Source organism: Mariprofundus aestuarium (assembly GCF_002795805.1).
In the GTDB taxonomy this organism is placed as follows: Bacteria; Pseudomonadota; Zetaproteobacteria; order Mariprofundales; family Mariprofundaceae; genus Mariprofundus; species Mariprofundus aestuarium.
The window spans coordinates 1,597,304-1,620,180 of record NZ_CP018799.1 but is presented as its reverse complement, the minus strand read 5'-3'; the positions used below and the strand labels follow the sequence as shown (position 1 = coordinate 1,620,180).

At 49.6% G+C, this 22,877-nt stretch carries 26 protein-coding genes; 11 read left to right on the top strand and 15 right to left on the bottom strand.

Features of this window, described 5'->3' with window-relative positions; translation table 11 throughout:
* Positions 1-3: 3 nt before the first annotated feature.
* Positions 4-927 (bottom strand): ROK family protein, encoded by a 924-nt coding sequence (locus Ga0123461_RS07905; protein WP_100277837.1) that lies wholly within the window; start codon positions 925-927, stop codon positions 4-6.
* Positions 927-2,381 carry a glycogen synthase GlgA gene (gene glgA / locus Ga0123461_RS07900; protein ID WP_100277836.1) on the bottom strand — a complete coding sequence of 485 codons (1,455 nt, stop codon included), beginning with the start codon at positions 2,379-2,381 and terminating at the stop codon, positions 927-929. Before glgA ends, Ga0123461_RS07905 begins: the two co-directional genes overlap by 1 nt.
* Before the next feature lie 174 nt (positions 2,382-2,555).
* Between glgA and pgi the strand changes: the two genes are divergently transcribed.
* The 3 genes from pgi (at position 2,556) to Ga0123461_RS07885 (ending at position 6,592) form a co-directional block, all read left to right on the top strand.
* On the top strand, positions 2,556-4,202 hold the full coding sequence (gene pgi, locus Ga0123461_RS07895; protein ID WP_100277835.1) for a glucose-6-phosphate isomerase: 1,647 nt from the start codon (positions 2,556-2,558) through the stop codon (positions 4,200-4,202).
* Between the two features lie 205 nt (positions 4,203-4,407).
* The gene (locus Ga0123461_RS07890) at positions 4,408-5,502 is read left to right on the top strand and encodes a TolB family protein (protein WP_100277834.1); all 1,095 of its coding nucleotides are present in this window, start codon (positions 4,408-4,410) and stop codon (positions 5,500-5,502) included.
* 25 nt (positions 5,503-5,527) lie between these two features.
* Positions 5,528-6,592: a TolB family protein gene (locus Ga0123461_RS07885; RefSeq protein ID WP_100277833.1), complete on the top strand. Its 1,065-nt coding sequence runs from the start codon at positions 5,528-5,530 to the stop codon at positions 6,590-6,592.
* 28 nt (positions 6,593-6,620) lie between these two features.
* Here the strand turns inward: Ga0123461_RS07885 and Ga0123461_RS07880 are convergent, their stop codons facing one another.
* Together Ga0123461_RS07880 and Ga0123461_RS07875 are read right to left on the bottom strand one after the other, a co-directional pair.
* Entirely contained in the window at positions 6,621-6,857 is a 237-nt protein-coding gene (locus Ga0123461_RS07880) for a zf-HC2 domain-containing protein (protein WP_232710433.1), read from the bottom strand.
* Between the two features lie 11 nt (positions 6,858-6,868).
* On the bottom strand, positions 6,869-7,432 hold the full coding sequence (locus tag Ga0123461_RS07875; RefSeq protein WP_100277831.1) for a sigma-70 family RNA polymerase sigma factor: 564 nt from the start codon (positions 7,430-7,432) through the stop codon (positions 6,869-6,871).
* A gap of 127 nt (positions 7,433-7,559) precedes the next feature.
* Here Ga0123461_RS07875 and murI point away from each other — a divergent pair, with 127 nt between their 5' ends.
* Together murI and Ga0123461_RS07865 are read left to right on the top strand one after the other, a co-directional pair.
* A complete protein-coding gene (gene murI / locus Ga0123461_RS07870) occupies positions 7,560-8,345 on the top strand; it encodes a glutamate racemase (protein ID WP_100277830.1) in 786 nt (261 codons plus the stop codon).
* Positions 8,346-8,478: 133 nt separating this feature from the next.
* A complete protein-coding gene (locus Ga0123461_RS07865) occupies positions 8,479-8,676 on the top strand; it encodes a hypothetical protein (RefSeq protein WP_100277829.1) in 198 nt (65 codons plus the stop codon).
* Positions 8,677-8,733: 57 nt separating this feature from the next.
* Here Ga0123461_RS07865 and queD read toward each other — a convergent pair whose 3' ends face one another.
* The 8 genes from queD to Ga0123461_RS07825 all read right to left on the bottom strand — a co-directional run bounded on the left by queD (position 8,734) and on the right by Ga0123461_RS07825 (position 15,068).
* A complete protein-coding gene (gene queD, locus Ga0123461_RS07860; RefSeq protein WP_100277828.1) occupies positions 8,734-9,108 on the bottom strand; it encodes a 6-carboxytetrahydropterin synthase QueD in 375 nt (124 codons plus the stop codon).
* A gap of 1 nt (position 9,109) precedes the next feature.
* On the bottom strand, positions 9,110-9,499 hold the full coding sequence (locus Ga0123461_RS07855) for an Mth938-like domain-containing protein (protein ID WP_100277827.1): 390 nt from the start codon (positions 9,497-9,499) through the stop codon (positions 9,110-9,112).
* A 45-nt stretch (positions 9,500-9,544) separates the two neighbouring features.
* Entirely contained in the window at positions 9,545-10,489 is a 945-nt protein-coding gene (secF, locus tag Ga0123461_RS07850) for a protein translocase subunit SecF (protein WP_100277826.1), read from the bottom strand.
* 10 nt (positions 10,490-10,499) lie between these two features.
* A complete protein-coding gene (gene secD, locus Ga0123461_RS07845) occupies positions 10,500-12,080 on the bottom strand; it encodes a protein translocase subunit SecD (RefSeq protein WP_100277825.1) in 1,581 nt (526 codons plus the stop codon).
* An 11-nt stretch (positions 12,081-12,091) separates the two neighbouring features.
* A complete protein-coding gene (yajC, locus tag Ga0123461_RS07840) occupies positions 12,092-12,469 on the bottom strand; it encodes a preprotein translocase subunit YajC (protein WP_100277824.1) in 378 nt (125 codons plus the stop codon).
* Between the two features lie 33 nt (positions 12,470-12,502).
* The gene (tgt, locus tag Ga0123461_RS07835; RefSeq protein ID WP_100277823.1) at positions 12,503-13,627 is read right to left on the bottom strand and encodes a tRNA guanosine(34) transglycosylase Tgt; all 1,125 of its coding nucleotides are present in this window, start codon (positions 13,625-13,627) and stop codon (positions 12,503-12,505) included.
* A gap of 42 nt (positions 13,628-13,669) precedes the next feature.
* On the bottom strand, positions 13,670-14,296 hold the full coding sequence (locus Ga0123461_RS07830; protein ID WP_100277822.1) for a hypothetical protein: 627 nt from the start codon (positions 14,294-14,296) through the stop codon (positions 13,670-13,672).
* A gap of 82 nt (positions 14,297-14,378) precedes the next feature.
* A complete protein-coding gene (locus tag Ga0123461_RS07825; protein ID WP_100277821.1) occupies positions 14,379-15,068 on the bottom strand; it encodes a hypothetical protein in 690 nt (229 codons plus the stop codon).
* 253 nt (positions 15,069-15,321) lie between these two features.
* Between Ga0123461_RS07825 and Ga0123461_RS07820 the strand changes: the two genes are divergently transcribed.
* The 4 genes from Ga0123461_RS07820 (at position 15,322) to Ga0123461_RS07805 (ending at position 20,763) form a co-directional block, all read left to right on the top strand.
* The gene (locus Ga0123461_RS07820) at positions 15,322-18,237 is read left to right on the top strand and encodes a PAS domain S-box protein (RefSeq protein ID WP_100277820.1); all 2,916 of its coding nucleotides are present in this window, start codon (positions 15,322-15,324) and stop codon (positions 18,235-18,237) included.
* A 132-nt stretch (positions 18,238-18,369) separates the two neighbouring features.
* On the top strand, positions 18,370-19,005 hold the full coding sequence (gene aat / locus Ga0123461_RS07815; RefSeq protein WP_100277819.1) for a leucyl/phenylalanyl-tRNA--protein transferase: 636 nt from the start codon (positions 18,370-18,372) through the stop codon (positions 19,003-19,005).
* Between the two features lie 55 nt (positions 19,006-19,060).
* A complete protein-coding gene (locus Ga0123461_RS07810) occupies positions 19,061-19,948 on the top strand; it encodes a DUF4438 domain-containing protein (RefSeq protein ID WP_100277818.1) in 888 nt (295 codons plus the stop codon).
* 5 nt (positions 19,949-19,953) lie between these two features.
* On the top strand, positions 19,954-20,763 hold the full coding sequence (locus Ga0123461_RS07805; RefSeq protein WP_198507029.1) for a carbon-nitrogen hydrolase family protein: 810 nt from the start codon (positions 19,954-19,956) through the stop codon (positions 20,761-20,763).
* Between the two features lie 316 nt (positions 20,764-21,079).
* Here the strand turns inward: Ga0123461_RS07805 and Ga0123461_RS07800 are convergent, their stop codons facing one another.
* Positions 21,080-21,478, bottom strand: coding sequence for a tRNA (cytidine(34)-2'-O)-methyltransferase (locus Ga0123461_RS07800; RefSeq protein ID WP_232710432.1), 399 nt, complete (start codon positions 21,476-21,478; stop codon positions 21,080-21,082).
* Here Ga0123461_RS07800 and Ga0123461_RS12580 point away from each other — a divergent pair.
* Positions 21,449-21,589, top strand: a complete 141-nt coding sequence (locus tag Ga0123461_RS12580; protein ID WP_232710463.1) for a hypothetical protein — start codon at positions 21,449-21,451, stop codon at positions 21,587-21,589. The two genes, Ga0123461_RS07800 and Ga0123461_RS12580, sit on opposite strands and share 30 nt — an antisense overlap.
* 64 nt (positions 21,590-21,653) lie before the next feature.
* On the opposite strand, the gene Ga0123461_RS07795 is transcribed toward Ga0123461_RS12580, so the two are convergent.
* Positions 21,654-21,914: a Flp family type IVb pilin gene (locus tag Ga0123461_RS07795; protein ID WP_100277816.1), complete on the bottom strand. Its 261-nt coding sequence runs from the start codon at positions 21,912-21,914 to the stop codon at positions 21,654-21,656.
* Between the two features lie 263 nt (positions 21,915-22,177).
* On the opposite strand from Ga0123461_RS07795, the gene Ga0123461_RS07790 reads away from it, so the two are divergent.
* Positions 22,178-22,381: a hypothetical protein gene (locus Ga0123461_RS07790; protein ID WP_100277815.1), complete on the top strand. Its 204-nt coding sequence runs from the start codon at positions 22,178-22,180 to the stop codon at positions 22,379-22,381.
* A gap of 131 nt (positions 22,382-22,512) precedes the next feature.
* Here the strand turns inward: Ga0123461_RS07790 and trxA are convergent, their stop codons facing one another.
* Positions 22,513-22,845 carry a thioredoxin TrxA gene (gene trxA, locus Ga0123461_RS07785; RefSeq protein WP_100277814.1) on the bottom strand — a complete coding sequence of 111 codons (333 nt, stop codon included), beginning with the start codon at positions 22,843-22,845 and terminating at the stop codon, positions 22,513-22,515.
* Positions 22,846-22,877 lie beyond the last annotated feature (32 nt).

The window sequence follows — 22,877 nt, the reverse complement described above, 5'->3', positions numbered from 1 at the left end:
TGCCTAGTGGAGAGAGGCGATGGCGGCAGCTCCGAGAAGGCCTGCGTTATCATCCAGCGTAGAGTGAATAACGCTGACTTTGCCCCGCAATGGCGGAATGAGATTATCATTCAATTCTGCCATCAGGGGCGGGTGAATGTGCTGCCAGGCATGGCTTAAGCCGCCACTGATTGTCACTGTTTCAATATCGAGAAGCTTGATTGCTTCGGCAATGGCCTGCCCCAGATAGAGGCCAGTCTCCTTCAGGATTAAAACGGCATCCTTGTTGCCGTCACAGGCCTGTTCGTAAACCATTCGGGCATCTGCATCAATGCCGGTCTTTTCGGTAAAGCGACGGCTAACAGCAGTCGCTGATGCATAGGCCTCAAGACATCCTGAATTGCCGCAGCCACAAACCCGCCCATTGTTGTGTACTACCCGAAGATGGCCGAACTCCATGGCCATGCCTCGCTCTCCGGCATAGGGGGAGTCATTCAGAATCAGGCCGCCACCCACGCCTGTGCCGAGCGTGATATGAAGAAGATTCGCGTGACCTTGACCCGCACCGAAACGCTGTTCGCCAATAGCTGCACAGAGGGCATCATTTTGCACTGCAACACGGATGCCCAGTCTTTCTGACAGGTGTTTCCCCAGCGCGAAGTCTTGCAGTAGTGGAAGGTTGGGGGAGCCAGCCAGGATGCCGCTTGTGCCATGGAAAAAGCCGGGGAAACCGATGCCAATATCGCTGACAGGATGCAGCTTCAGGAAGGGTGAGATTGCATTGCATAGGGCATCAATGACATAACTTTCTGCATCTTCACGGGTACTTTGATTGTGACGACTGAGCTTTGCCTCAACCCTGCACTCATCAATAATCTGGCCATTATCGTCGATCAGTGCGAGGCGAAGGTTGGTGCCCCCGATATCAGCGGCAAGCACTTGCCCCATCAGTTGAGTAGTTTCTCGTAAAGTTCGGCGTAAGCGCTTGCCGAGGCTTCCCATGACGAGTCGCGCTTCAGGGCGTTGCTGCGCATCCGTGCCCAGATGGTTCTGTTTCTGAATAGTGAAATGGCATCTTCCACCGCTTCATCGAAGGCCTCCGGTGTGGCGTCGCTAAAATGAACGCCGGTCGCAGTGCTTTTGTGCACTTTGTGATCGGTAACGGTATCCCTTAGGCCGCCAGTAGCACGTACGACGGGCACGGTGCCGTAACGCATGGCCATCAACTGACCCAAGCCACATGGTTCAAAGCGTGAAGGCATCAGGAATATATCGCCGCCTGCATAGATCTGGCGAGCTAGTTTCTCATTAAATCCGCGCCAGAAATGGAACTGTGTGCGATTGTGATCGGCAATATGGTGCAGTGCCTGTTCACTGTGCGGGTCGCCTGATCCAAGAACGATGACCTGGTAACCGCGATCAATCCAGCGTTGTAGATTTGCCAGGAGCAGGTCGATGCCCTTCTGCTCGGCAAGCCTTGAGATCAGAACCATCAATGGAATCTCTTCAGAGACCTCAAGTCCGCACGACTCCTGTAATTTTGCCTTACATATTTTTTTGCCCGCCGTCTTGCCTGCTTTGAAGTTGGCTGGAAGTGCATCATCGGTTGCAGGATCGAGATCTACGATATCGAGGCCATTGACGATACCGGATAGTTTGTCTGCATGGTTAAGCAGAAAGCCTTCCAACTGGCAGCCGTATTCGGGAGTCATGATCTCTTCGGCATAGGAGGGGCTGACCGTGGTGACGGCGTCAGCTGAAGCAATGCCGCCCTTCATGCAGTTGATCTGGTTGTGGAACTCGAAATCATCAGGGTGGTAGTGATGGCTGGGGAGCCCTAAGCGATGAATCCACTCGGCTGAGAAGTTCCCCTGATAGGCGAGGTTATGAATGGTGTAGACTGTCTTGGCATGCGCAATCATAGGATGGTGCTGGTACTGCGTTTTTAACAACACGGGAATCATGCCGGTCTGCCAGTCATGGCAGTGGATAATATCCACCTTTTTACTCAGCTGGGCTGCAGCTTCCAGCGCCACACGATCGAAGAGCACAAAGCGCAGCAGGTTGTCTTCATAGGCGCCGCCGGCGGGGCCATAGATCCCTTCGCGATCATAAAGGTCATCCTGTTCAACAAGGATGAAGCGTAATCCATTGATGTTGGCCTCATGCAGCGGACAGAGGCGCTGTATGCCGTCAGCCCACATGTCGATGGTGACATTCATCGGCGTTGTATCGATGCCGTTCTTGTCTAGTTGATTGCGGAAGAAGGGGAGGATCACTGTTACCGTGTGCCCGATATGCTGCAGCGCGTGCGGCAGTGACCCGGTTACGTCGGCTAAGCCGCCTGTTTTCGCAAGTGGTGATGCTTCTGATGCGATAAATACGATATTCAGCTTAGCCATTCGCCCTCTCCCCATTGAACAACAACGGCATACTACCATGTGCGTGGCCTGCAACAAACAGTTGCTGATGAGAAACCAGATGATTTGAATCCTGATCATACAAGGTTTAGTCTGTGCAAAAGTGGAGTTTTTTCGCTTCCGGTGTTCAGTAGATCGGTGGCATAGGGAGGGGACGTGTCTGAACTGACGCAAACAGCAGCATGGAAAAAATTAGCGGCGCATGCCGAAGAGATGAAAAAGGTGCACATGCGTGATCTCTTTGCTGATGATACGCAGCGCTTTGATAAATTCTCCACCCACTTCAATGATATACTTGTTGATTACTCCAAAAACATTGTCACCGAAGATACCATGACGATGCTTATGGAGCTTGCTCGTGAACGTGATGTTAGCGGTTGGACACAGCGCATGTTCAATGGTGAGAAGATCAACAATACAGAAAACCGCGCTGTACTGCATACCGCACTGCGTAACCGTTCCAATACGCCGGTGATGGTTGATGGGCATGATGTGATGCCCGATGTGAACAGGGTGCTGCAGCAGATGCGCAGTTTTACTGAGTCGGTACGTTCCGGTGAGTGGTTGGGTAGTACAGGCAAACCCATTACCGATGTAGTTAATATCGGCATTGGAGGCTCTGATCTTGGTCCGGTAATGGTGACCGAGGCATTAACGCCATTCGGTCGAGATAAACTGCATATGCATTTCGTCTCTAATGTGGATGGAACGCATATGGTTGAAACGCTCAGGCATCTCTCTCGCGAAACGACACTGTTTGTGATCGTTTCAAAAACATTTACAACGCAGGAGACCATCACCAATGCGCGCACGGCACGTGACTGGTTCCTGACTCGTGGTGGTAGTAAAACTGCGGTTGCCCAGCATTTTGTGGCAGTCTCTACTAACGCCAAGGCGGTCTCTGCCTTTGGTATCGATACGGCCAATATGTTCGAGTTCTGGGATTGGGTTGGTGGACGCTATTCATTATGGAGTGCGGTAGGTCTCTCCATTGCACTCTATCTTGGCATGGATCATTTCGAAGAGTTGCTCGAAGGTGCGCATGAGATGGATGAGCATTTCCGTAATGCGCCGCTGGAAGAAAACATCCCAGTTATTCTTGCGATGCTGGGTGTCTGGTATAATAATTTTTTCGATGCTGATTCATATGCCATGTTACCATATGATCAGTATATGCACCGCTTTTCCGCCTACTTCCAACAGGGTGATATGGAGAGTAATGGCAAAAGCGTCACCCGTGACGGCAAGCCAGTTGACTACTCCACAGGACCAATTGTTTGGGGAGAGCCGGGTACCAACGGCCAGCATGCGTTCTATCAGCTGATTCATCAGGGTACAAAGCTGATTCCGTGTGATTTTATGGCGCCGGTTGAGACAAAGAATCCGGTGGGTCGTCATCATCCGATGCTGCTATCGAATTTCTTTGCTCAGACCGAAGCGCTGATGTGTGGAAAAAATGAAGCTGAAGTGCGCGCAGAACTTGCCACGGAAGGGTTGAGCGGTGAAGAACTGGAAGCGCTGGTGCCGCATAAAGTCTTTCCTGGCAATAAACCCACCAACTCAATCCTGTTTCAGAAACTGACTCCGAAAACGCTGGGTGAGTTGATTGCCATGTATGAGCAAAAGATTTTTGTGCAGAGTGTAATCTGGGATGTGAATGCTTATGACCAGTGGGGTGTAGAGTTGGGTAAACAGCTGGCGCGCAAGATTTTGCCGGAGCTGGATGATTTTGAAGATACAACCAGCCACGATTCATCTACCAATGGCTTGATAAACTATTATAAAGAGCATAGGAAAGAGTAGCTCTACTCTGAAATTGTTTTTGACGATTGAATATGTCGTGGAAGATCGCGGGTTAATGCTGTATTAAAAGGTATTAATATGTGATTGAAATCACAAGTTTATTAGAGGGTGCGGACGCATAATTCGTCTCGGCTTTTGGTGGGGACCAGATTATTGTTAAGCGTCTTCACGAAACAGAATGAATCTGTATTTAGGGGATCACTATATGAAAACAAGACATCTGCTATCAGGACTCGCAGTTGCAGCTATGCTGGTTCAGCCATCGATTGCTTTGAGTCGAAGCATGGAGGCATCACCTGCGCCTCTCTATCCGGTTGCTCCCTATATTGTCGATAAGGGCGTTGAAAGTGTTTATCCTTCTGTGGCCGGGCAGTTCCTTGTTTTTGGTCAACGTAGTAAAGGTGACGAGTATACAGTTAATCGTGTATCCAAGTCCTCTCCAAGCAGCAGTCGTTATCAATTGAAGCCACTTGCGAAAATTGACAATATGCGTTTTGGTGTTGCCATTAAAGATGGGTCGATCGGTTATGTAAGTAACCGTGTTGGCCCGACTTCTGCATGGATGTGGCAGGGTAAAGGTGATGGTCAGGTAGCCATAGGCTCGCTGGCAACCTTTAGGGGGGGGCTAGCTCCATACAACCTCAATGCATCTAGTGACGGCAAGGTGTGGTGTTTTGATACAACATTCGAGAAACAGCGCTATAATCAGATGTTGAATGAGTTTAGCCATTTTCCGCACCATGAATTGGTTGGGCAGCAGTGGCGCACCTACGATTCAGACAACTTCCGGATCAAAACGGGGTACCTTGCAACAAAGGCAGGTAAGAAGAACAAGTTCGATGCGCCTGTTCTATATGTTTTTTCGCGCCAGAACAGTCAGTTAGTGATGGTTCCAAATGCGTTTGATGGCGCTGTCTCACCTGATGGTAAGAGTGTCGCATTTGTGAGGGAGACTAACGGCAACTACGATATCTGGATGCAGGATGTCGATGGAAGTGACCTAGTACAGCTGACCAACTCTGAATATGGCGATTTTGAGCCTGCATGGAGCTCAGATGGCAAAATGCTGTTGTTTGTCTCTAATCGCGATTCGGGGGGTGATGTACATAAGACTTCGATCTATATGCTGGAAATATCAAGCAATCGTGAAACTCGCTTGACCAACTCGCCAAAGGCAACCGATGGTGGGCCAGCCTGGCTGGACAGCAACAGTATCGTATTCCACTCCAATCGTAGTCTGACCAATGCCAATGGCGGTACAAGCTCCGACTGGAATATCTGGAAACTGGATATTAAGTAATGATGTCGCGAGAAGAGGAGGTGACATGATTCGCTTTTCTCTGGCGGTTCTCGCTATGATTGCTCTCTCTCCATTAGCTTGTGCTGATGACCTTCTGGATTGGCTGGAGGAAGTGACTGAGAAGCATTCTAATACTACCTCATCCAGCGATGTGCCGACTGTTGAAGCAAAGTTGCTGACTCTGGAGTCGGGAGAGTCAGAGATGTACCCGAGAATCTCCCCGGATGGCAAGCATCTGCTGGTGGTTTCAGGAAAGCGCAATAAAAACAGTGTAACCCGCCGCTTATTAGAAAACGGTGACCCTTTGAATGTGGTGACTGATGATGTGCGTGCAATCAGTTCGACAAACTGGAATGGCCCTGAACATGCCATATTTCTCTCCGATCGTGGAGGCGATTTGGGTGTCTGGCAGATGGCTGCTGATGGACACGGAGCAGTTCGTCGGCTTTATCGTCTGACCGGAGAGTTTGTTGATCCAATTGTTCTGGGTGAGGGTGGTTTAATTGCTGTGCGTCTACTCTCGACTTCGGGTAAACGATCAGCAAAATCAAGCAAAGTAGGCAAGCTGGATTTCAGTAACTGGAGTATTGCGGGAAATGAGCCCCGTTTATTGTATATTAGTGAGGAAGGCGTCGAGAGCAGCCTGACTGCGGGCGTAAATCCATCCCTTTCTCCTGATGGGAATAATATCGTTTTTTCAATGCAGACAGGACGTAGCTGGCACCTGTTTATGATGGATGTGGATGGCTCGAATCTGATTCAATTGACTAACTCTAGAAGTACAGATGTGCAGCCGACATGGAGCCCAAATGGAAAATGGATTGCATTTACCTCCAACCGCGGTGATGCCGACGCAAACTCGAGAAAGGAAAACTGGGACGTCTGGATGATTCGACGTGATGGTCAGCATTTGACCCGCCTGACATTTGATTCGGCACGGGATGGGGCACCTGCGATCGGATCGGACGGTAGGGTATACTTTCATTCGGATCGCAAGGCAGACAAGCACTCAAGAGACCTACATAACATCTCAGGCAGCACTAACGGATTCCATATCTGGAGTGTTCCGCTTCCTGCCAGAGTCGAATAACAACAATAAGCCTGAAAAGCTTAACTCTTTAGTTTTGGTTGTTGCCATTGATCGCAGCGTGAAGACGCTCACGCTGCAAATCAGTGAGTTTAATGTTACCATACTGGGTCTCACGCATGAGTTCAGTTGTTCGTCGAATCAGTCTGAGTGTATGCTCACAGTTTCTGCAGTTTCTACACATGGCAAGATGCAAGTGAAACCGCAACCTCTCCCACAGGGTTAACTTCCGATCTATGCTGTCAGATGCCAGGCGCGTAGCACGCATGCATGCGTGTTTCATCGTTTCTCTCCCTGTCCGAGCCAGTGCAGCTCTAGGCATTTGCGCAGACCAAGGCGTGCCCGGTGCAGCAGCACATGCAGGTGAGTCGGAGTAATGTCACAACTCTTACAGACAGTGTCCGTCTCCTCTCCAAGGATATCGCGTAACCGGAAAACCATCCTTTGTTTTTCAGGTAATTTTCCAGCGCAAGAATCGAGAACTGACTTGAATTGCATGTTTCGACAGAGTTCTTCCGGGTTCTCTTTCCAGACCTGTGGAGCTTCGCTCCAACTGCCGTTGCTGTTGAAATATGCTGAGGTTGGATCGTTCTCCACACTTTCAGCCAGATTCCGATTTCTGATCTCTTTGCGGATATGGTCGATAATTTTGTGTTTGAGGATACCGACCAGCCATGTGCGGATCGAAGATTGACCGGCAAAACTGCTGTGGCCTTTCCATGCAGCCAGCAGTGTATCCTGCAGCAGGTCGGCTGCTTGCTCCTCGTTGTGAAGGCGTAAGATCGCATAGCGATAGAGATAATCGCCATGTTCATTGATCCACTGGTGCGGGTCTGAGTCCATCTGATCACTCTGACAGAAGATTTGCTGCCATCAACCATGGTTTGCTATGGTGATATATTCGCTTCGCCTGAGCGCTTTTTCGGCTAGATTTACCACTCTAGATTAGTGTAAGAAGGGATAATAGAGGATGCAGAGAGCAGCAGTTGGCGTATTTGATTCCGGTGTAGGGGGACTCTCCGTACTCGCGTATATTCATCACTTACTTCCAGCTGAAGAGCTCATCTATGTTGCCGACTCCGCATATATCCCCTATGGCTGCAAAAAACCTGAAGAGGTCCTAGATCGCTCTCTGAAGATATCAGATTTTCTCGTCAAAAAGGGTGTTAAAGCGATTGTGGTCGCATGTAATACGGCTACTGCAGTGGCAGTGCATGAACTCCGGGCTAGATATGATGTTCCGGTGATTGGAATTGAGCCAGCCGTCAAGCCGGCAGTTGGCGGCAGTATAAGCGGTGTTGTAGGTGTACTGGCTACCAGCGGTACGCTGGGCAGTGAGAAGTTCAATCAGCTCAAACTGAGGTATGCCGACCAGGCTGAGCTTATCGTCCAACCATGCCCGGGGCTGGTTGAACATATTGAGGCGGGAGAGCTCGATGGAGGGCAGATAAGGCATCTGCTGGATGGTTACCTGCAGCCGCTATTGGAGCGCGGAATGGACACACTGGTCCTTGGTTGTACCCACTATACGTTTGTATTGCCACTGATCCGCAAGATTGTCGGCGAATCCATTACCATTATCGATGCCGGGGATGCCATTGCCAGGCAGCTTAGACGTCAGCTACATGAGCGTGCCGCGCTTGTTGAGGATACTCATCTCGGGTCGGTTGAGTTCTGGAGTAGTGGCACCATGAGCGATACATTGACCTCCAGCTTGTGGGGTCAAAATATTCATGTGGGGCACCTTAACATCTGACAGATCTCTGTAGTGTGTCTTAAGCGCACTATTTTCTTGAAATATATAGAGAAGTTGTGTGTTTTACTTGCCAGAAACTTTGCCGTCGCTATGGTTCGCGCCAATTCAAATATAAAATTAGGATGTAAAAAACATGTCTGCAAAGAAAACAATAACCAAAAAAGATCTGCTTGAGAAAGCTGCGGAGATCGGCTTGAAAGGGGGCGCTAAGCTTCGTAAACCTGAACTGATTCACGCCATCCAGATCGCTGAAGGCAACACAGATTGCTTCACTCGCATTTCAAACTGCGCGGTCACGCCATGCCTGTACCGTAGTGAGTGCCAGGCTTAACTCAGCCAGTACATTTTTGAAACAATAAACGTGGGTCCATTGTGGCCCACGTTTTGCTTATGGACGGTAGGTAACCTTAGCAGTGCAGGTTTCAGAGATTTCGACGCGTGAAACCCGAACGCGATCATCATCAAGGCGGGCGCTCATCTCATTGTAGAGTTCGCGTGCTACATTTTCGCTGGATGGGTTGATGCTATCAAACGGCGCTACATCATTCAGGTTGTAGTGATCCCATGGTTCCAGAGCCGCTTTCAGTTCTGTTTTCATTATTTTGTAATCAATACCCAGTCCCAGCTCATCAAGCTCTTCACATTCCACGTAGAGTTTTACATGCCAGTTATGGCCATGCAGGCGCGCACAGTCACCAGGATAGTCGCGCAGGCTGTGAGCTGCGGAAAAATGGGTCTGGATTGAGAGTTCAAAGGTTGCCATCTTATCTCCGGGCATTGGGAAGCAGCAGGGCTGCTGAAACGGTGCGTCCTTCCTCGATCAGGATATTATAGGTGCGAGCAGCCGAACGGCTATCCATGCACTCAAGGCCGATTTTTCTACTGCTGACAAACTCCATGATTTCGGCAGAAGGGAATGCGGTTTGACGACCGGTTCCAAGTATCAGTACCTCTGGCGCAGGCTCCAGAAGCGGTGAGAGCTGATCTGCTGTGAGTTCACTTAAGCGTGCAGGACCCCATGGAGCAGTGACCACATTGTCATGAATGTAGAGGCCACTCTGGTAAGGCTTGCGATTGATGCTGATCTGATCGTTTTCATAGCCGGTGAATAGCAGGGTTCCACCTGGAAGTTGAGGCGAAATATCACCTTTCATGGATCAGAACCCCTTCCTTACCGTCGCAGCAATCGAAACAGGCAATCAGGGTCTTGCCTCCATCTCTTTTATTTCGTCTTCATTGGATTTAAAGCGGCCTGAGAGCGACAGCATTACCGGTGAGGCGACATAGATAGAGGAGTAGGTGCCCACGAAGATGCCTGCAATCAGCGCAAAGGCGAAATCATGAATCACTTCGCCACCCAAGAAAAAGAGGGCCAGCACCACCAGCAGGGTGGTAACCGAGGTCATCAGGGTGCGGGATAGTGTCTGGTTGATCGAGTCGTTCACAACACCGTTCTCTTCATTCGGATTCTTGCGTTTGCGGTTGGCGGCAAAGTTTTCGCGGATGCGGTCGAAAACCACAATTGTATCATTCAGCGAGTAACCGATCACAGTCAGCAGGGCTGCAATGACCGGCAACGAGAACTCCTTGCCGGTGAGGGCGAACAGGCCAAGAACGATAGTGATATCGTGAAGTAGGGCGGCATCGGCACCGAGCGCAAAGCGGAACTCAAAACGGAAGGTGACGTAGATCAGGATGGCCAGCATCGAGATCAATACTGCCATAATGCCAGCTCGGGTCAGTTCTTCACCTACCTGTGGGCCTACGAACTCGATACGGCGCATCTCAATGGCATCGGCACCGAACTTTTCGCTCAGGCTATCAAGAATCGCAGAGCTGATAACCGATGAGTTTTCCGCATCCTTGTTCTGAACGCGGATCATGATCTCTTCAGGAGAACCGAACTCCTGGATTACGGCATTTCCGAAACCTTTTGGTGAGATTGCTTCACGCACATCGACAATGGCTGGAGGCTTGTCGAATTTCACCTCGACCAGCGTGCCGCCGGTAAAGTCGATGCCGAAATTCAGTCCCTTGGTAGCCAGAGCTCCCAGAGAAACAAGGATCATGACAGCTGATATGATCAGGGCAAATTTGCGCTTGCCGATAAAGTCGATGTGGAGGCTGGAAGGAATAAGTTGCATATCAATAACCTCAGATGCTCAGCTTTTCGAGACGAGCGCGCTTGGCGGTCGAGAGTGCAATAATGGCGCGTGTAACGGTTATGGCGGTGAACATGGATGCCAGAATACCAACAGAGAGGGTCACGGCGAATCCCTTCACGGGGCCGGATCCAAACTGGAACAGCACGATCGCGGCGATCAGGGTGGTGATGTTAGCATCAACAATGGTTGAGAAAGCCTTGTCGTAACCGCCGTCAATGGCTGCCAGCGGTGTTTTACCAAGAGCCAGTTCTTCACGAATACGCTCGAAGATCAGTACATTGGCGTCTACGGCCATGCCGATTGTCAGTACGATGCCGGCAATACCCGGCAGGGTCATCGTGCCACCGATAATGCTCATGGCAGCTAGGATCAGCAGCATATTGAATGCCAGTGCTACGTTGGCAACCATACCGAACATACGATAGTAAATCCCCATGAAGATGAGCACCAGAATCGAGCCAATAATAATAGAGTTCAACCCCTGGTCGATTGAGTCCTGACCGAGGCTCGGGCCGATGGAGCGTTCCTCCACGACCTTTACAGGAGCGGGCAGGGCACCTGCACGCAGTACAATAGCCAGATCGCGTGCCTCTTCAGGTGAGAAGCTGCCGGTAATCTGGGCTGAGCCACCGGCGATGCGTTCGCGGATCACAGGTGCGGAGTTGACGGTTCCTTCAAGAATGATGGCAAAACGTTCACCGACATGTGCTGCTGTCAGCTTGTCGAATTTCCGTGCTCCCTTGCTGTTGAATTTTAGTGTGACAGCATACTCATTGAAACGTGAGTCGATGGAGACGCGTGCATCGGCAATCTCATTGCCGGAAAGCTCGGTATGCTTTTTCAGCAGGTATGGCTGGCGGAAGCTCTTACCATTCCGGGTCTGCTCCGGGGCATACATGATGATATCACCCGGTGGAATACGACCGGAGAGCGCTTTTTCGAGGTCACCCTTCTCATCGACCAGTTTGAATTCCAACTGGGCGGTACGGCCGATCAACTGCTTGGCATGGGTTGTGTCTTCATAACCTGGAATCTGGACCAGAATTCGACGTTCACCCTGCTTGACGATAACCGGCTCTGTCGTGCCCAGTGCATCAATGCGGCCACGAATGACTTCAATTGACTGATCAACGGCGAATTTTCGAATCTCTTTGTCACTTGCCGGTTTTAGATTCAGAACAAAGGTGTCGGCGGCTGGATTGGTGATGTCATAGGTAGAGAAGTTCTCTGCCAGAATTTTAGCTGCTGCATCCGCATCCGCAGCTTCCTTGATGACGATGGTCAAGCTGCTGCCATCGCTGGCCAGCTTGGAGTAACGGATACGATCCTTGCGCAGGACCTGTCTGGCCGTGTCGATATCCCCTTCAACACTGTGCGAGACGGCTTTATCCACATCAACATCCAGAACTAAATGTATGCCGCCTTTCAGGTCAAGGCCCAGGGACATAGGATTGCTCAGAGCAGATGGCCACCAGGACGGAGGTGTGGTGAAGTTGGGTAGGGCTCCCATCAGGGAGACTACAAGTACGGTTAAAATGAGCCCGTATTTCCAGCGTGGAAAGCTATGCATGAATCAGATCCTTATGCTTTATCAGATTTTTCTTTTGCGGGTGCTGTTTCAGCAAGTCCGGCGACAGTGTCACGTTTGACTGTAATAACCACGCCCTCGGCGATCTCCACTTTCAGGGTGTCATCCTTTACGGCAGTAACCTTGCCATAAACACCACCACCGGTCATGACCTTGTCGCCCTTACTAAGCGAATCGACCATGCCGCGGTGCTCTTTTAGCTTCTTCTGCTGCGGACGGATCAGCAGGAAATAGAAAATCACCATGATCAGCAGCAGTGGAATCAACGAGGCAAAGCCGCCCTCCGCAGTGCCTGCTTCAGCAAAAGCCGGGGTAATGATGCCCATCGCAGCTGCAATGGATGCGAAAGAGAGAGAAAAAACTGTTTTCATGATGCTGTAACTCCTGAGTTAAATCGGCAGTGATTATGCTTCACTGCGGTAGCGTTGTAAAAAATTGTCACGGAATTCGGGCCAATTCCCCTCAACCAATGCATTTCTAGCCCGAGACATGAGATCGCAATAGTAGTGAAGATTGTGCAAGGTATTCAACCTCGAACTTAAAATCTCCTTGGCCATATAGAGATGGCGCAGGTAGGCGCGTGAAAAGTTCTTGCAGGTGTAGCAGTTACACGATTCCATGATCGGACGCTTATCCTCGGCATGTTTGAGGTTTTTGATGTTGATCTTGCCGTCATCGGTAAAAAGGGTGCCGTTGCGTGCATTTCTGGTCGGCATAACGCAGTCGAACATGTCGATGCCGCGGTCGATGCCTTCAATCAGGTCATCGGGTGTGCCAACGCCCATGACATAATGTGGCTTCTCTTTCGGCAAGTGTGGAGCCAGTGCATCCATCATCGCCATCATCTCCTCTTTAGGCTCGCCGACCGAAAGACCACCAATAGCAATGCCCTCAAAATCGATCTCTGAAATCGCCTTTAAGCTCTCCAGGCGCAGTTCAGGGTACATGCCCCCCTGCACAATGCCAAAAAGCGCCTGTGTGTCGTTTACGGGCAGGTGCTCGCGGCATTCAGATGCCCAGCGCATGGAGAGCTGCATGGAGTCGTTAGCCTCCTTGAATGTGGCCGGGTAGGGGGTGCACTCATCGAAAGCCATAACAATATCACTGCCGAGTTTTCGCTGGATATCCATGCTCTCTTTGGGCCCGAGAAACACTTCGCGGCCATCGATATGGGAGCGGAAGCGTACGCCATGCGCCTCTATCTTACGCAGCTCACCAAGCGACCAGACCTGAAAACCACCTGAGTCGGTAAGGATCGGTCTATTCCACGCCATGAATTTATGCAGTCCACCCATCTTCTCCACCAGGTCAGCACCGGGGCGCAGCATCAGGTGGTAGGTGTTTCCCAGAATGATACTGGCCTGAATATCGTCGGTAAGGTCTGCAGGTGTGAGGCTTTTTACGGTTGCCTGAGTTCCGACCGGCATGAAAACAGGGGTTTCCACAAGGCCATGTGGCAGTTGCATACGGCCTGCACGGGCATAGCCATTTTCGTCGTTGGCGACAATTTCAAATGAGAGCGATGACATGGCGGCGCAGACTGCCGCCTGCACATCATTGCAGCAAGGAGTTCACCCTTTTTTTCCTGCCAGTGAGGAAACGCGGGTGAATATCAGTACAACGGCGAAAAGAACCAGAGATGAAAAGAGGGCAAAGTCAATAAAACCCATGAACGAGTAGTGCTCATTATTTAACTCTTCACCAATTTGGCCAAGTGCGTGGATCCATGAGAATTGATAAAAGATGATTAGCAGGAAGAGGGTCGTGACTTTTGCACCCAGAATAAATGCAACACTTATACCACTTGGGATATTGCTTTCCTTCCTGGAGAAGTAGGAGTGCCACTGGAATGATTTTTTCTCTTTCTCTGTCACTGCTGAATTGTAACGAGGGAAAACAACACTTTTAGCCTGATATATGGCGCGAACCACGGGGACGTGCAGCACGATATAGGCAAGATAGATGATCGTGCAGACCAAGCCACCCCACTTCAACAGCGGGATGGCGAATTCTGCTAGGGACTGAGGCTCCATCGTGGTGTGGTTGTAGGCTATGAATGAAGCCAGAGCGATGGACGGCAACCAGAGCATGAGCCAGATGACGTTTTTTATCCGCTTCAGGCGGAGCACCTTTTCCCGGATCTGCGTGTGCTCTTCGAGAAACTGCTCATGTTCAGTGGAAATCGTAGCTTCGTTCATTAAAACCTCGTCCAGCCTGCTGTATGGCTTGTTTTGAAGTCAGAAGACTATATCCGAGGTTTGTTACAGCAAGGCTGAAGCTTTATCTGGCTCTGTTCGGATCCTCCGGCGGATGATGCTCTTTGGCAAACTTATGTTCTTCGCCTCTCTTTCCCAGCGCACCAATTCGCACGGCAAGCAGGACGACAATAAATAGGACAAGGCTGGAAAACAGGGTCAGGTCAATAAGACCAAGGTAGGCGTAATGTTCGGTTTGTAGTTCATGCCCACTGACGGCCATCATGTGCATCCAGCCGAATTGGAGAATGAGAATGGCCGCAAAAAGGATGGCAACCTTCGTGGTGATGGCAAAGATAACGCCAAAGCCACTGTTGCGGGATTCAGTACCTTCTTTTCTGAAATAACTGTGCCATGAGAATTTGGGATGTTCATCAGGATGTACCTGATCTTTCAAGCGCTGATGGATGACGCTGTGTGCATGGTAAATTCTGCGTACGGTACCAAAATAGAAGAAGATAAAGACAACATAACCGGTTGTAACCAGAATCGTTACAGTCATCAGGATCAGCGATAGGTCATCTGCCATCCCTGTAAGGGTTGCCAGATGCTTTAAGTGGGCGAAAGCCAGCCCCCCAAAGAGTATTGCTGCCAGAAGCACACTTAGCGTCCACGTAATGGTTTGATTGCGATGTGCTTTAGCTATCTTTTGGCGGACTTCTGAATCCTCTTGTTTGAATTGTTCATGTGGGCTGACGTTATTTAGATCGGCCATAATATCCTCCGGGGAGATTCAAGAATGACAACTCTATCATTAAAGCATTCGAATAGTCTAATATAATAATTCGGATGATGGGGCGCTATTTATTTTGTTTTTGAAGCAGTTGTAGGTTTCGCCTCTCTCACGGGATGGTTCTCTTGCTAGGAGGAAAGCTGTTCCCGATAAGGCCCAGTATTGAATGGTTGCCAACGGGGCATAAGCACTCATTCGCTGGCATATCTTCTATCTCAGTGCTAAATTGGATATTATGGGAAGATTTGTGAAGTTTCAGGCACTCATTTGGCCATTGGTGATAGGGGCGATTCTATCGCTTCTGGTGTTTGATCAGGTTAAAAGCTGGGAGAATGCCCACTTTCAACAAACGTTTGAATATCGGGCAGACACCAGAACATCGGCAATCAAGAACGTACTGGATCATGTGTTTGAAACTGCGGATCATGTTGTTGCAGTTGTTCGCCATGAGCTGGTGGTTGAACAAGTCGATGAACTGGCAAGTGCTGAAATTGGTGCTTTAGCAGGAGTCTCTGACCCGAAAAATCCAGAAGTGCGACTGTTGGCATGGCTTCCCCGTTTGGAGTCAGCAGATTCAAACAATCATCGTGCACCTAAATACCGTGATTTTGATTATCAACTGTTGATGGCTGACCAAAAAAGAGAGAACTGGTTCAAGCCGGAGCTTCTCCCAATTCCAAGTCGTTGGCAGCATATGCTGATGGCCATGGATACTGGGCATCACCGGGTAGATATCTATCCTGAAGGTGATGACCACCATGTGCTGATTATCTTCTCGCCTGTATATAAAAACAGTGAAGTCGATAACCCGGCAGGACGAAGAGATGCCCTGCTTGGTTTTGTCGTTAGTGAATGGAATGTGGCACCTTTAATTGATGAGTCACTCAGAAACATGCCTACTGCTGCAGTCGATTATTATCTGAGAGATGCATCAGACCCTCAAAAAATGCCTTTTTACTTCCATTTGTCACGTACGCGTTCCGGAAAGGATCAGGCCCTGAAAACAGGGATCAGCACAGAGAAGATCATCGTGGCTGGCGAACACAAGTGGCATGTCCGATTCGAAGCTGCACCTGCCTTCCTGAAGCAACATCAGAGTTTTACTGCCCTGCAAAGTGTGGGGCTTGTGTTGTTGCTGTCGTGTATGCTGGCAGGATACCTCTGGATTTCGTCTCGAAAAACAACGGAAATTGCAGAGATGGTAGAACAGCGAACCGCTGAGCTTCATTCCGAAAAGATCAAGCTGGGCGAGAGCATGTCCCGCTATGACAATCTGGTGAAATCCATTCCAGTTGGTGTCTATCTCTTCCGCTTCCATGCCGATGATTCGATGGGTTTTGAGTATATTAGTCCTGTGTTTTGTAAGATACTTGGTCTTGATGCAGATGCGGTACTGCATGATGCCAGCATCGCCTTTTCCGCCGCTCACCATGATGACCTAGATAACCTGATCCGAGCCAACAACGAAGCAAAGGTAAGTAATAAGCCTTTTCGCTGGGAAGGCCGTTTTATCGTCTGCGGAAAAACACGCTGGATACAGATTGAATCCGACCTCACAACAATGGACGAATCTGGAAGCCTGTGGAGTGGCGTGGTTAGCGATATCACTGAGCGAAAAGAGGCCGAAAAACGACTCAAGATGTTATTTCAGGCTATGGAGCATGCAGGTGAGGCTGCAGTGATCACAGACAGGGATGCCATCATCGAATATGCAAATCCAGCCTTTGCGGCGATCACAGGCTACAGTGTAAAAGAGGTTATAGGAAAAACCCCGGCCATTCTCAAAAGTTCAGCTCAGGACCCGGCATTCTACAAGGATCTATGGGATACGATTCTACGTGGAGAGGTCTGGCAGGGGACGCTGATTGACCGCCGTAAAGATGGCAGTTTCTACCCGGCACTGTTGACTGTGGCGCCAATTCATGACGATAGCGGTAATATCACACATTTTGTCTCGCTGCAGCAGGATATGAGCGAATACAAGAGGCTTGAGGAGCAGTTCCTTCAGTCGCAGAAGATGGAAGCCATTGGTGTGCTTGTGGGCGGCATTGCCCATGATTTTAATAACATGCTTGCAGGCATTGTGGGCAATGCCTATATGGCCAAGTCCCGCATTAAAGGTGACCAAAAGCTATTGGCGAATATCGAATCTATCGACAGGATCAGTATGCGTGCCGCAGGAATGATCAAACAGCTGTTGACCTTTGCCCGCAAAGAACAGGTGGAAATGAGTGATTTCCCATTAACACCATTTCTGAAGGAGGCCGCGAAGCTGGCTTCAACAGCTGTTCCGGAAAACATTGAAAGAAGCTGTGAGACGCCATCTGAAGAGCTCTACATCCATGGCGACCCAACCCAGTTGCAGCAGGTCATAATGAACCTCATCAACAATGCAAAAGATGCACTGGAGGGTATCAAGGGCGGGAAAATATCCTGTACTCTCAAGCCATACATCAGCGATGCTTCCTTCAGGCAGCGACATCCTGACTGCAAAGGAAAACGGTTCGCCTGCCTGATGGTGAGTGATAATGGCGAAGGCATCCCTGAAGTGCTGGTATCTAAGATATTCGACCCATTTTTTACCACCAAAGGAGTTGGCAAAGGGACCGGGCTTGGACTGGCGATGGTTTATGGTGCCATTGAGGGGCACAAGGGCGCGATAGAAGTAGATAGTGTTCCCGGTGGAGGAACGACATTTACCATCTACCTGCCTCTTGTTGAGTCCGCAACAGAGGCGGAGCGAGTTCGACCACAACAGGTAGCAGCAGGTCAAAACGAGTTGATTCTGGTTGCTGATGACGAAGCGTTGGTTTTGGAAATGTACGAAAGCGTTTTGAATGAGCTCGGCTACCGAGTTGTTGCCGCCCGAAATGGTGAAGAGGCTGTGCGCTTGTTTGAACACAACATGAATGAGCTCGCCTTGGTAATTCTTGATGTTGTCATGCCTGTTCTGGGTGGAATTGATGCAGCCAAGAGGATCAAGCAGCTGGGTGGGCACCTTCCAATTGTTTTTGCCACAGGGTATGACAGAGGCTCCTTCCTTGATGAGAAGCAAGATCTGTCCGGCCAAGAAATTATCAACAAACCATTTACTGTCGAAAGTTTATCGCAACTGATCAGGCAGATCCTTGATGCCAAGGAAGCAGGATAGTTGTTCGCACTATAAACCGTACATATTGAGGTTGGTGTGGCCTTCGATTGTTATGTCTGAATCTTTTCACTCAGAACGTGGCAAAGCGGTAAAGGTGGCGGTGAAATCAACGTCTGATATAGGTTCGAGACTATGATTGAGTTTCCTGATCCATCACAGGCCGATGAAGATGGGTTGCTGGCTGCCGGTGGCAACCTTGAACCGGACACGCTGCTGGCGGCATATGCGAAGGGTATATTTCCGTGGTATTCCGAGAATCAGCCGATTCTATGGTGGTCGCCAGATCCGCGTATGGTTCTCTTTCCCGCTGAGTTTCACTGCTCGAAAAGGCTGGCGCGCCGAATGCGGCAGGGGTTGTATACTGTTACACTCGATGAGGCATTCACCGATGTTATCAAGCTGTGTGCCGAAATCCAGCGTAAGGGAGGGGACGGGACCTGGATTCTGCCTGAGATGATGGAAGCCTATCGTAGGATGTTTGAAGAGAAGCATGCGCATTCGGTGGAGGTGTGGGATGGCGATGAGCTGGTCGGTGGTCTTTACGGCGTGTTGTGCAACAGTGTCTTTTTTGCCGAGTCGATGTTTAGCCGCAAGATAGATGCCTCTAAGATTGCATTGGCAGCGCTGTGTGGCCAGGCGTTGCGCGATGGCTGGAAGCTGATTGACTGCCAATTTCACACCGCGCATTTACAAAGTCTCGGTGCGCGCGAGATTTCGCGGCTGCAGTTTCTGCAGTTTCTGCAGTTAATTAAAGCCGACGGTGATTGATTAAAAACAGATATTTCGTTAATAATAGGATTTAGTTTGTACCAAAGGGAAATTTATGAGCCTGAAAAACAATCGTGAACAGTTAGTCAAAACCGCAGTGCAGGGGGCTGTTGCTCCGGCGCATCAGTGGGCGCCGTTCGAGGTGGGGGCGGCAGGTGAAGTTTTCGCCTGGCCGTCGACAGGCGGCATTACCTATAACGTGAAGATCGGTGATTCGGTATTCGGCTGGGCCGGAGAGCATATCGAGCCGGGCGTCTCCACGACGATGAGCCATAAAAACAGAAAATGTGAGTCAGGATACCAGTTTCTGGCCTGCTGTGGCAACGAGGCGACCGTGATTTCCGGTGCAGCGAAGGGCGCGAAGGGAACGGTGCTCGGTCACCATGGCGGTGTTGAGCACCTGATGCTCGATTTCCCCGATGTTACGCTGGATAAGCTGACCTGTGACGACAAGTTTCTGGTTAAGGGCTATGGCCAGGGATTGAAGCTCATCGATCATCCTGATGTCTATATCTACAGTCTGGATCCCGATGTGCTGGAGGGGTGGGGGCTTGTTGAACGTGAAGATGGCAAGATTGAAGTGCCGGTGAATGTGATTGTTCCGGGGCATGCGATGGGCTCGGGTATTGGTGCGCTTTCGGTGACTACCGGTGATTACGACATCCTCTGCCATGATGAGGATACAGTGAACGAGAACGGCATGAATAGAATTCGTTTCGGTGATTTTGTTGCAGTGCTTGATCACGATAATCGTTACGGGCGTACCTACCGTAAGGGAGCGGTCACAATTGGCGTGGTGATTCATTCTGACTCCCCGCTGGGAGGCCATGGGCCGGGAATGATGACATTGATGAGTGCCTGTGATGAAAAGCTGGTGCCGGTGCTCAGTAGTCAGGCCAACCTGGGTGTTTTAAAGGGGATTGGGCGCTTTGCGACTGAGTAAGCGTTATGTCTGATTCAATGCGGGTCGCCGCCATCCAGCTTAATTCCGTTCGCGACGTCAGTAAGAATTTAATGAAGGTCGGAGAGCTTCTGGCTGAGGCTGCGGGTGAGGGAGTGGAGCTTGCTGTGCTGCCTGAGAACTTCGCCCATATGGGTGGCGATGAGCAGGAGAAACGAGAGGCTGCCGAGGATGAGCAGAATTCACCGATTTTAAGGTTTCTCTCAGATCAGGCTGTAAAACATGATATGGCGATTATTGGTGGCAGTTTGCTACTCAAGGGTAATCACGGACTGCTTCGCAATAGCTCTCCAGTATTTAATGCCAGTGGTAAGTTGCTTGCTGTGTACGACAAGATCCATCTTTTTGATATGGATTATCTGGGGCAGAGCTATCATGAGTCGGGCTTGATTGAGCCGGGTTCGCAGCCGTTAACGATAGACCTTGATGCTTGGCGCATCGGTTTAAGCATCTGCTATGATCTTCGCTTTCCTGAGTTATACCGGCTTCACGCGCGTGCCGGATGCAGGATACTCTGCAATGTTGCCGCCTTCACTGCAGTCACTGGTTCTGCGCATTGGGAACCGCTGTTGCGTGCCCGGGCAATCGAAAACCAGTGCTATCTGATTGCTTCTGCACAGTTCGGGAAACATGCCGATGGTAGAGAGACGTGGGGGCACAGTATGGTGATTGATCCGTGGGGGGAGATTGTTGCGGAACTACCTGAAGGTGAGGGCGTGATCATTGCCGATCTCTCCATGGAGAAGCTGAATCGGATACGTAAATCGATGCCGGTTTTACAACACAGAAGAGTGTAGAAATTCATTCTTATTGATAGTCAGTAAATAGCCTGCTTGTTTTCATTCGCAACTCTGTTTCGCTGTGCTCCTTGGTACAAAAGGGTTTGCGCGCACAATCCACAGATCCTGTGGATAACTTGGTGGATAAAATGACGCTCTTTTATAGTTGGTATGCCTTTACTTACACTGTCGATGTTCCGCCTAATTATTAGGCATATAATAAAAGACTTTATTTTTAATAATTTACATATCATTAGATAAAGTGGAATTTAAGTTGTTGAAGTAATTATAAAAAAGTCTTAATGGAGGCATTCCAGCAGTGGATAGTTCATTGTTATTGCGCTGTTTTTAGCTGCCTTAGTGCCTCAAACAGAGCAATCGAGCAGGCGTTAGATAAATTGAGAGAGCGCACTGCTGCATCATCCCGCATCGGGATAGTGACTGGATTGATGTCATTTAAAATCTCTTCGCTTAGCCCTCTTGTTTCCGGGCCAAAAACCAGTACGTCTCCGGGGCTGTATTGAACGTCCCAGAAGCTTGTTTTGACTTTAGAGCTGAGTCCGTACCAGTTACGGTTTTCACCGATAAACTGACGTGCCTCCTGCCAGTTTTGATGGTGATGGACATCCAGATGTTGCCAGTAATCGAGCCCGGCTCGGCGCACTGCTTTCTCATCCACATCAAATCCGAGTGGGTGTACCAGATGCAGAGTGCAACCAGTGCAGCCACACAGTCTCGCGATGTTGCCAGTGTTCGGTGGAATCTCTGGTTCTACAAGAACTATGTGCAGGGGAGTATTCATGTGCCTGCAGGCTTACGCAGGATGCGTCTCTATGCAATATGAATGACTATTGTTAACCACAATGTATAATTAAAAATTATGCATTTATAAATAAGCTGGAACTAAACTAATGATCCTTGCTCCCGCCACCGTCCTTGCCCCCTCCGTCTCTTCCAGAGTCTCCTCCAGCATCCATAGCGCTTCCAAAGGTGTCTGCTAAATTATTGAAACTACCCTCAATCTGGGCTCCGAGGAACACGAGAATTATGGTGGCGGCAATTGAGAGTGAGGAAATAATAATCGCATACTCAACGGTACTCACACCTTGTTCGTTAGAATGGAGAGAGGAGGTAAGCCTATGGTTACAAAAGGAATTTAGATCTTTCATCCTTCAGCCTCCTTGCGAAGGTACATGCATGCATTGTTGTTATAGTTCAATTCCATGAAATATACTAGGTAAGGTGAAACTTAGAGGGTGAGTTTCGACCTTGCTTAATCTGGATTCAAAAGGCTTCGACTACGCTTAGGTGACTATTATCGGGACGGCAGCGTGAAAGATTGGCAGAGTTGGCGTTTGTCGGTTTCAATGGCACCAGCAGCGGAGATCCCGCTTGCATTGGCCGGACACTTGAAGTGATTGGAGGTGCCTAGTTGGCTAGACCGAATTTTAAATATGAGAAACGTCAGAAAGAGATCGCCAAGCAGAAGAAAAATGAAGAGAAGCGTCTGCGTAAGCTGGAGAAGCGGAGTGACACGCCTGAGGGAGAAGTGCCTGAGGTTGAGACGACTGAGTCGGTCGCAGATGACGTTGTGAACGATGAGTCACCAGATCCATCTGCATCCAGATTCTGGTAAATGAATTCTGGATGAATGGTCGCAAATAAACGTTAGTTTTATCTACGTATAGATGTTCGGTAAATTGTAGAAGTGTATTAAACGAAAAAAGGCAGGGTTATCCCCTGCCTTTTTCAATTGATATATGTGAATCAGTCCAGATGTTCGTCGATGAACTCGGTCAGCTTGGCCTTGTTCACTGCACCAACCTTGGTTCCCTGTACGTTGCCATCACGAAACAACATCAGGGTAGGGATGCCACGAACGCCATATTTCCCAGGAGTGTTCGGGTTATCATCGATGTTGATCTTGGCAATAGTCACCTGGCCTTGCTTCTCGCCTGCAACTTCGTCCAGAATCGGGGCAATCTGTTTGCACGGGCCGCACCATGGAGCCCAGAAGTCTACGACGACAGGGCCAGTTGCTTTTAGAACATCGGCATCAAAACTTTCGTCGCTGACATGAATAATTAAATCTGAAGACATTTGCTTTCCTCTTTGATTTGGAATGCACGAAA

Excerpts from the sequence above, each read along its gene's own strand:
- Ga0123461_RS07905 (WP_100277837.1), bottom strand. The coding sequence starts at position 927 with ATGGGGCAAGTGCTTGCCGCTGATATCGGGGGCACCAACCTTCGCCTC.
- glgA (WP_100277836.1), bottom strand. The coding sequence starts at position 2,381 with ATGGCTAAGCTGAATATCGTATTTATCGCATCAGAAGCATCACCACTT.
- Ga0123461_RS07890 (WP_100277834.1), top strand. The coding sequence starts at position 4,408 with ATGAAAACAAGACATCTGCTATCAGGACTCGCAGTTGCAGCTATGCTG.
- Ga0123461_RS07885 (WP_100277833.1), top strand. The coding sequence starts at position 5,528 with ATGATTCGCTTTTCTCTGGCGGTTCTCGCTATGATTGCTCTCTCTCCA.
- Ga0123461_RS07880 (WP_232710433.1), bottom strand. The coding sequence starts at position 6,857 with ATGCGTGCTACGCGCCTGGCATCTGACAGCATAGATCGGAAGTTAACC.
- Ga0123461_RS07875 (WP_100277831.1), bottom strand. The coding sequence starts at position 7,432 with ATGGACTCAGACCCGCACCAGTGGATCAATGAACATGGCGATTATCTC.
- murI (WP_100277830.1), top strand. The coding sequence starts at position 7,560 with ATGCAGAGAGCAGCAGTTGGCGTATTTGATTCCGGTGTAGGGGGACTC.
- Ga0123461_RS07865 (WP_100277829.1), top strand. The coding sequence starts at position 8,479 with ATGTCTGCAAAGAAAACAATAACCAAAAAAGATCTGCTTGAGAAAGCT.
- queD (WP_100277828.1), bottom strand. The coding sequence starts at position 9,108 with ATGGCAACCTTTGAACTCTCAATCCAGACCCATTTTTCCGCAGCTCAC.
- Ga0123461_RS07855 (WP_100277827.1), bottom strand. The coding sequence starts at position 9,499 with ATGAAAGGTGATATTTCGCCTCAACTTCCAGGTGGAACCCTGCTATTC.
- secF (WP_100277826.1), bottom strand. The coding sequence starts at position 10,489 with ATGCAACTTATTCCTTCCAGCCTCCACATCGACTTTATCGGCAAGCGC.
- secD (WP_100277825.1), bottom strand. The coding sequence starts at position 12,080 with ATGCATAGCTTTCCACGCTGGAAATACGGGCTCATTTTAACCGTACTT.
- yajC (WP_100277824.1), bottom strand. The coding sequence starts at position 12,469 with ATGAAAACAGTTTTTTCTCTCTCTTTCGCATCCATTGCAGCTGCGATG.
- tgt (WP_100277823.1), bottom strand. The coding sequence starts at position 13,627 with ATGTCATCGCTCTCATTTGAAATTGTCGCCAACGACGAAAATGGCTAT.
- Ga0123461_RS07830 (WP_100277822.1), bottom strand. The coding sequence starts at position 14,296 with ATGAACGAAGCTACGATTTCCACTGAACATGAGCAGTTTCTCGAAGAG.
- Ga0123461_RS07825 (WP_100277821.1), bottom strand. The coding sequence starts at position 15,068 with ATGGCCGATCTAAATAACGTCAGCCCACATGAACAATTCAAACAAGAG.
- Ga0123461_RS07820 (WP_100277820.1), top strand. The coding sequence starts at position 15,322 with ATGGGAAGATTTGTGAAGTTTCAGGCACTCATTTGGCCATTGGTGATA.
- aat (WP_100277819.1), top strand. The coding sequence starts at position 18,370 with ATGATTGAGTTTCCTGATCCATCACAGGCCGATGAAGATGGGTTGCTG.
- Ga0123461_RS07810 (WP_100277818.1), top strand. The coding sequence starts at position 19,061 with ATGAGCCTGAAAAACAATCGTGAACAGTTAGTCAAAACCGCAGTGCAG.
- Ga0123461_RS07805 (WP_198507029.1), top strand. The coding sequence starts at position 19,954 with ATGTCTGATTCAATGCGGGTCGCCGCCATCCAGCTTAATTCCGTTCGC.
- Ga0123461_RS12580 (WP_232710463.1), top strand. The coding sequence starts at position 21,449 with ATGCAGAGTGCAACCAGTGCAGCCACACAGTCTCGCGATGTTGCCAGT.
- Ga0123461_RS07795 (WP_100277816.1), bottom strand. The coding sequence starts at position 21,914 with ATGAAAGATCTAAATTCCTTTTGTAACCATAGGCTTACCTCCTCTCTC.
- trxA (WP_100277814.1), bottom strand. The coding sequence starts at position 22,845 with ATGTCTTCAGATTTAATTATTCATGTCAGCGACGAAAGTTTTGATGCC.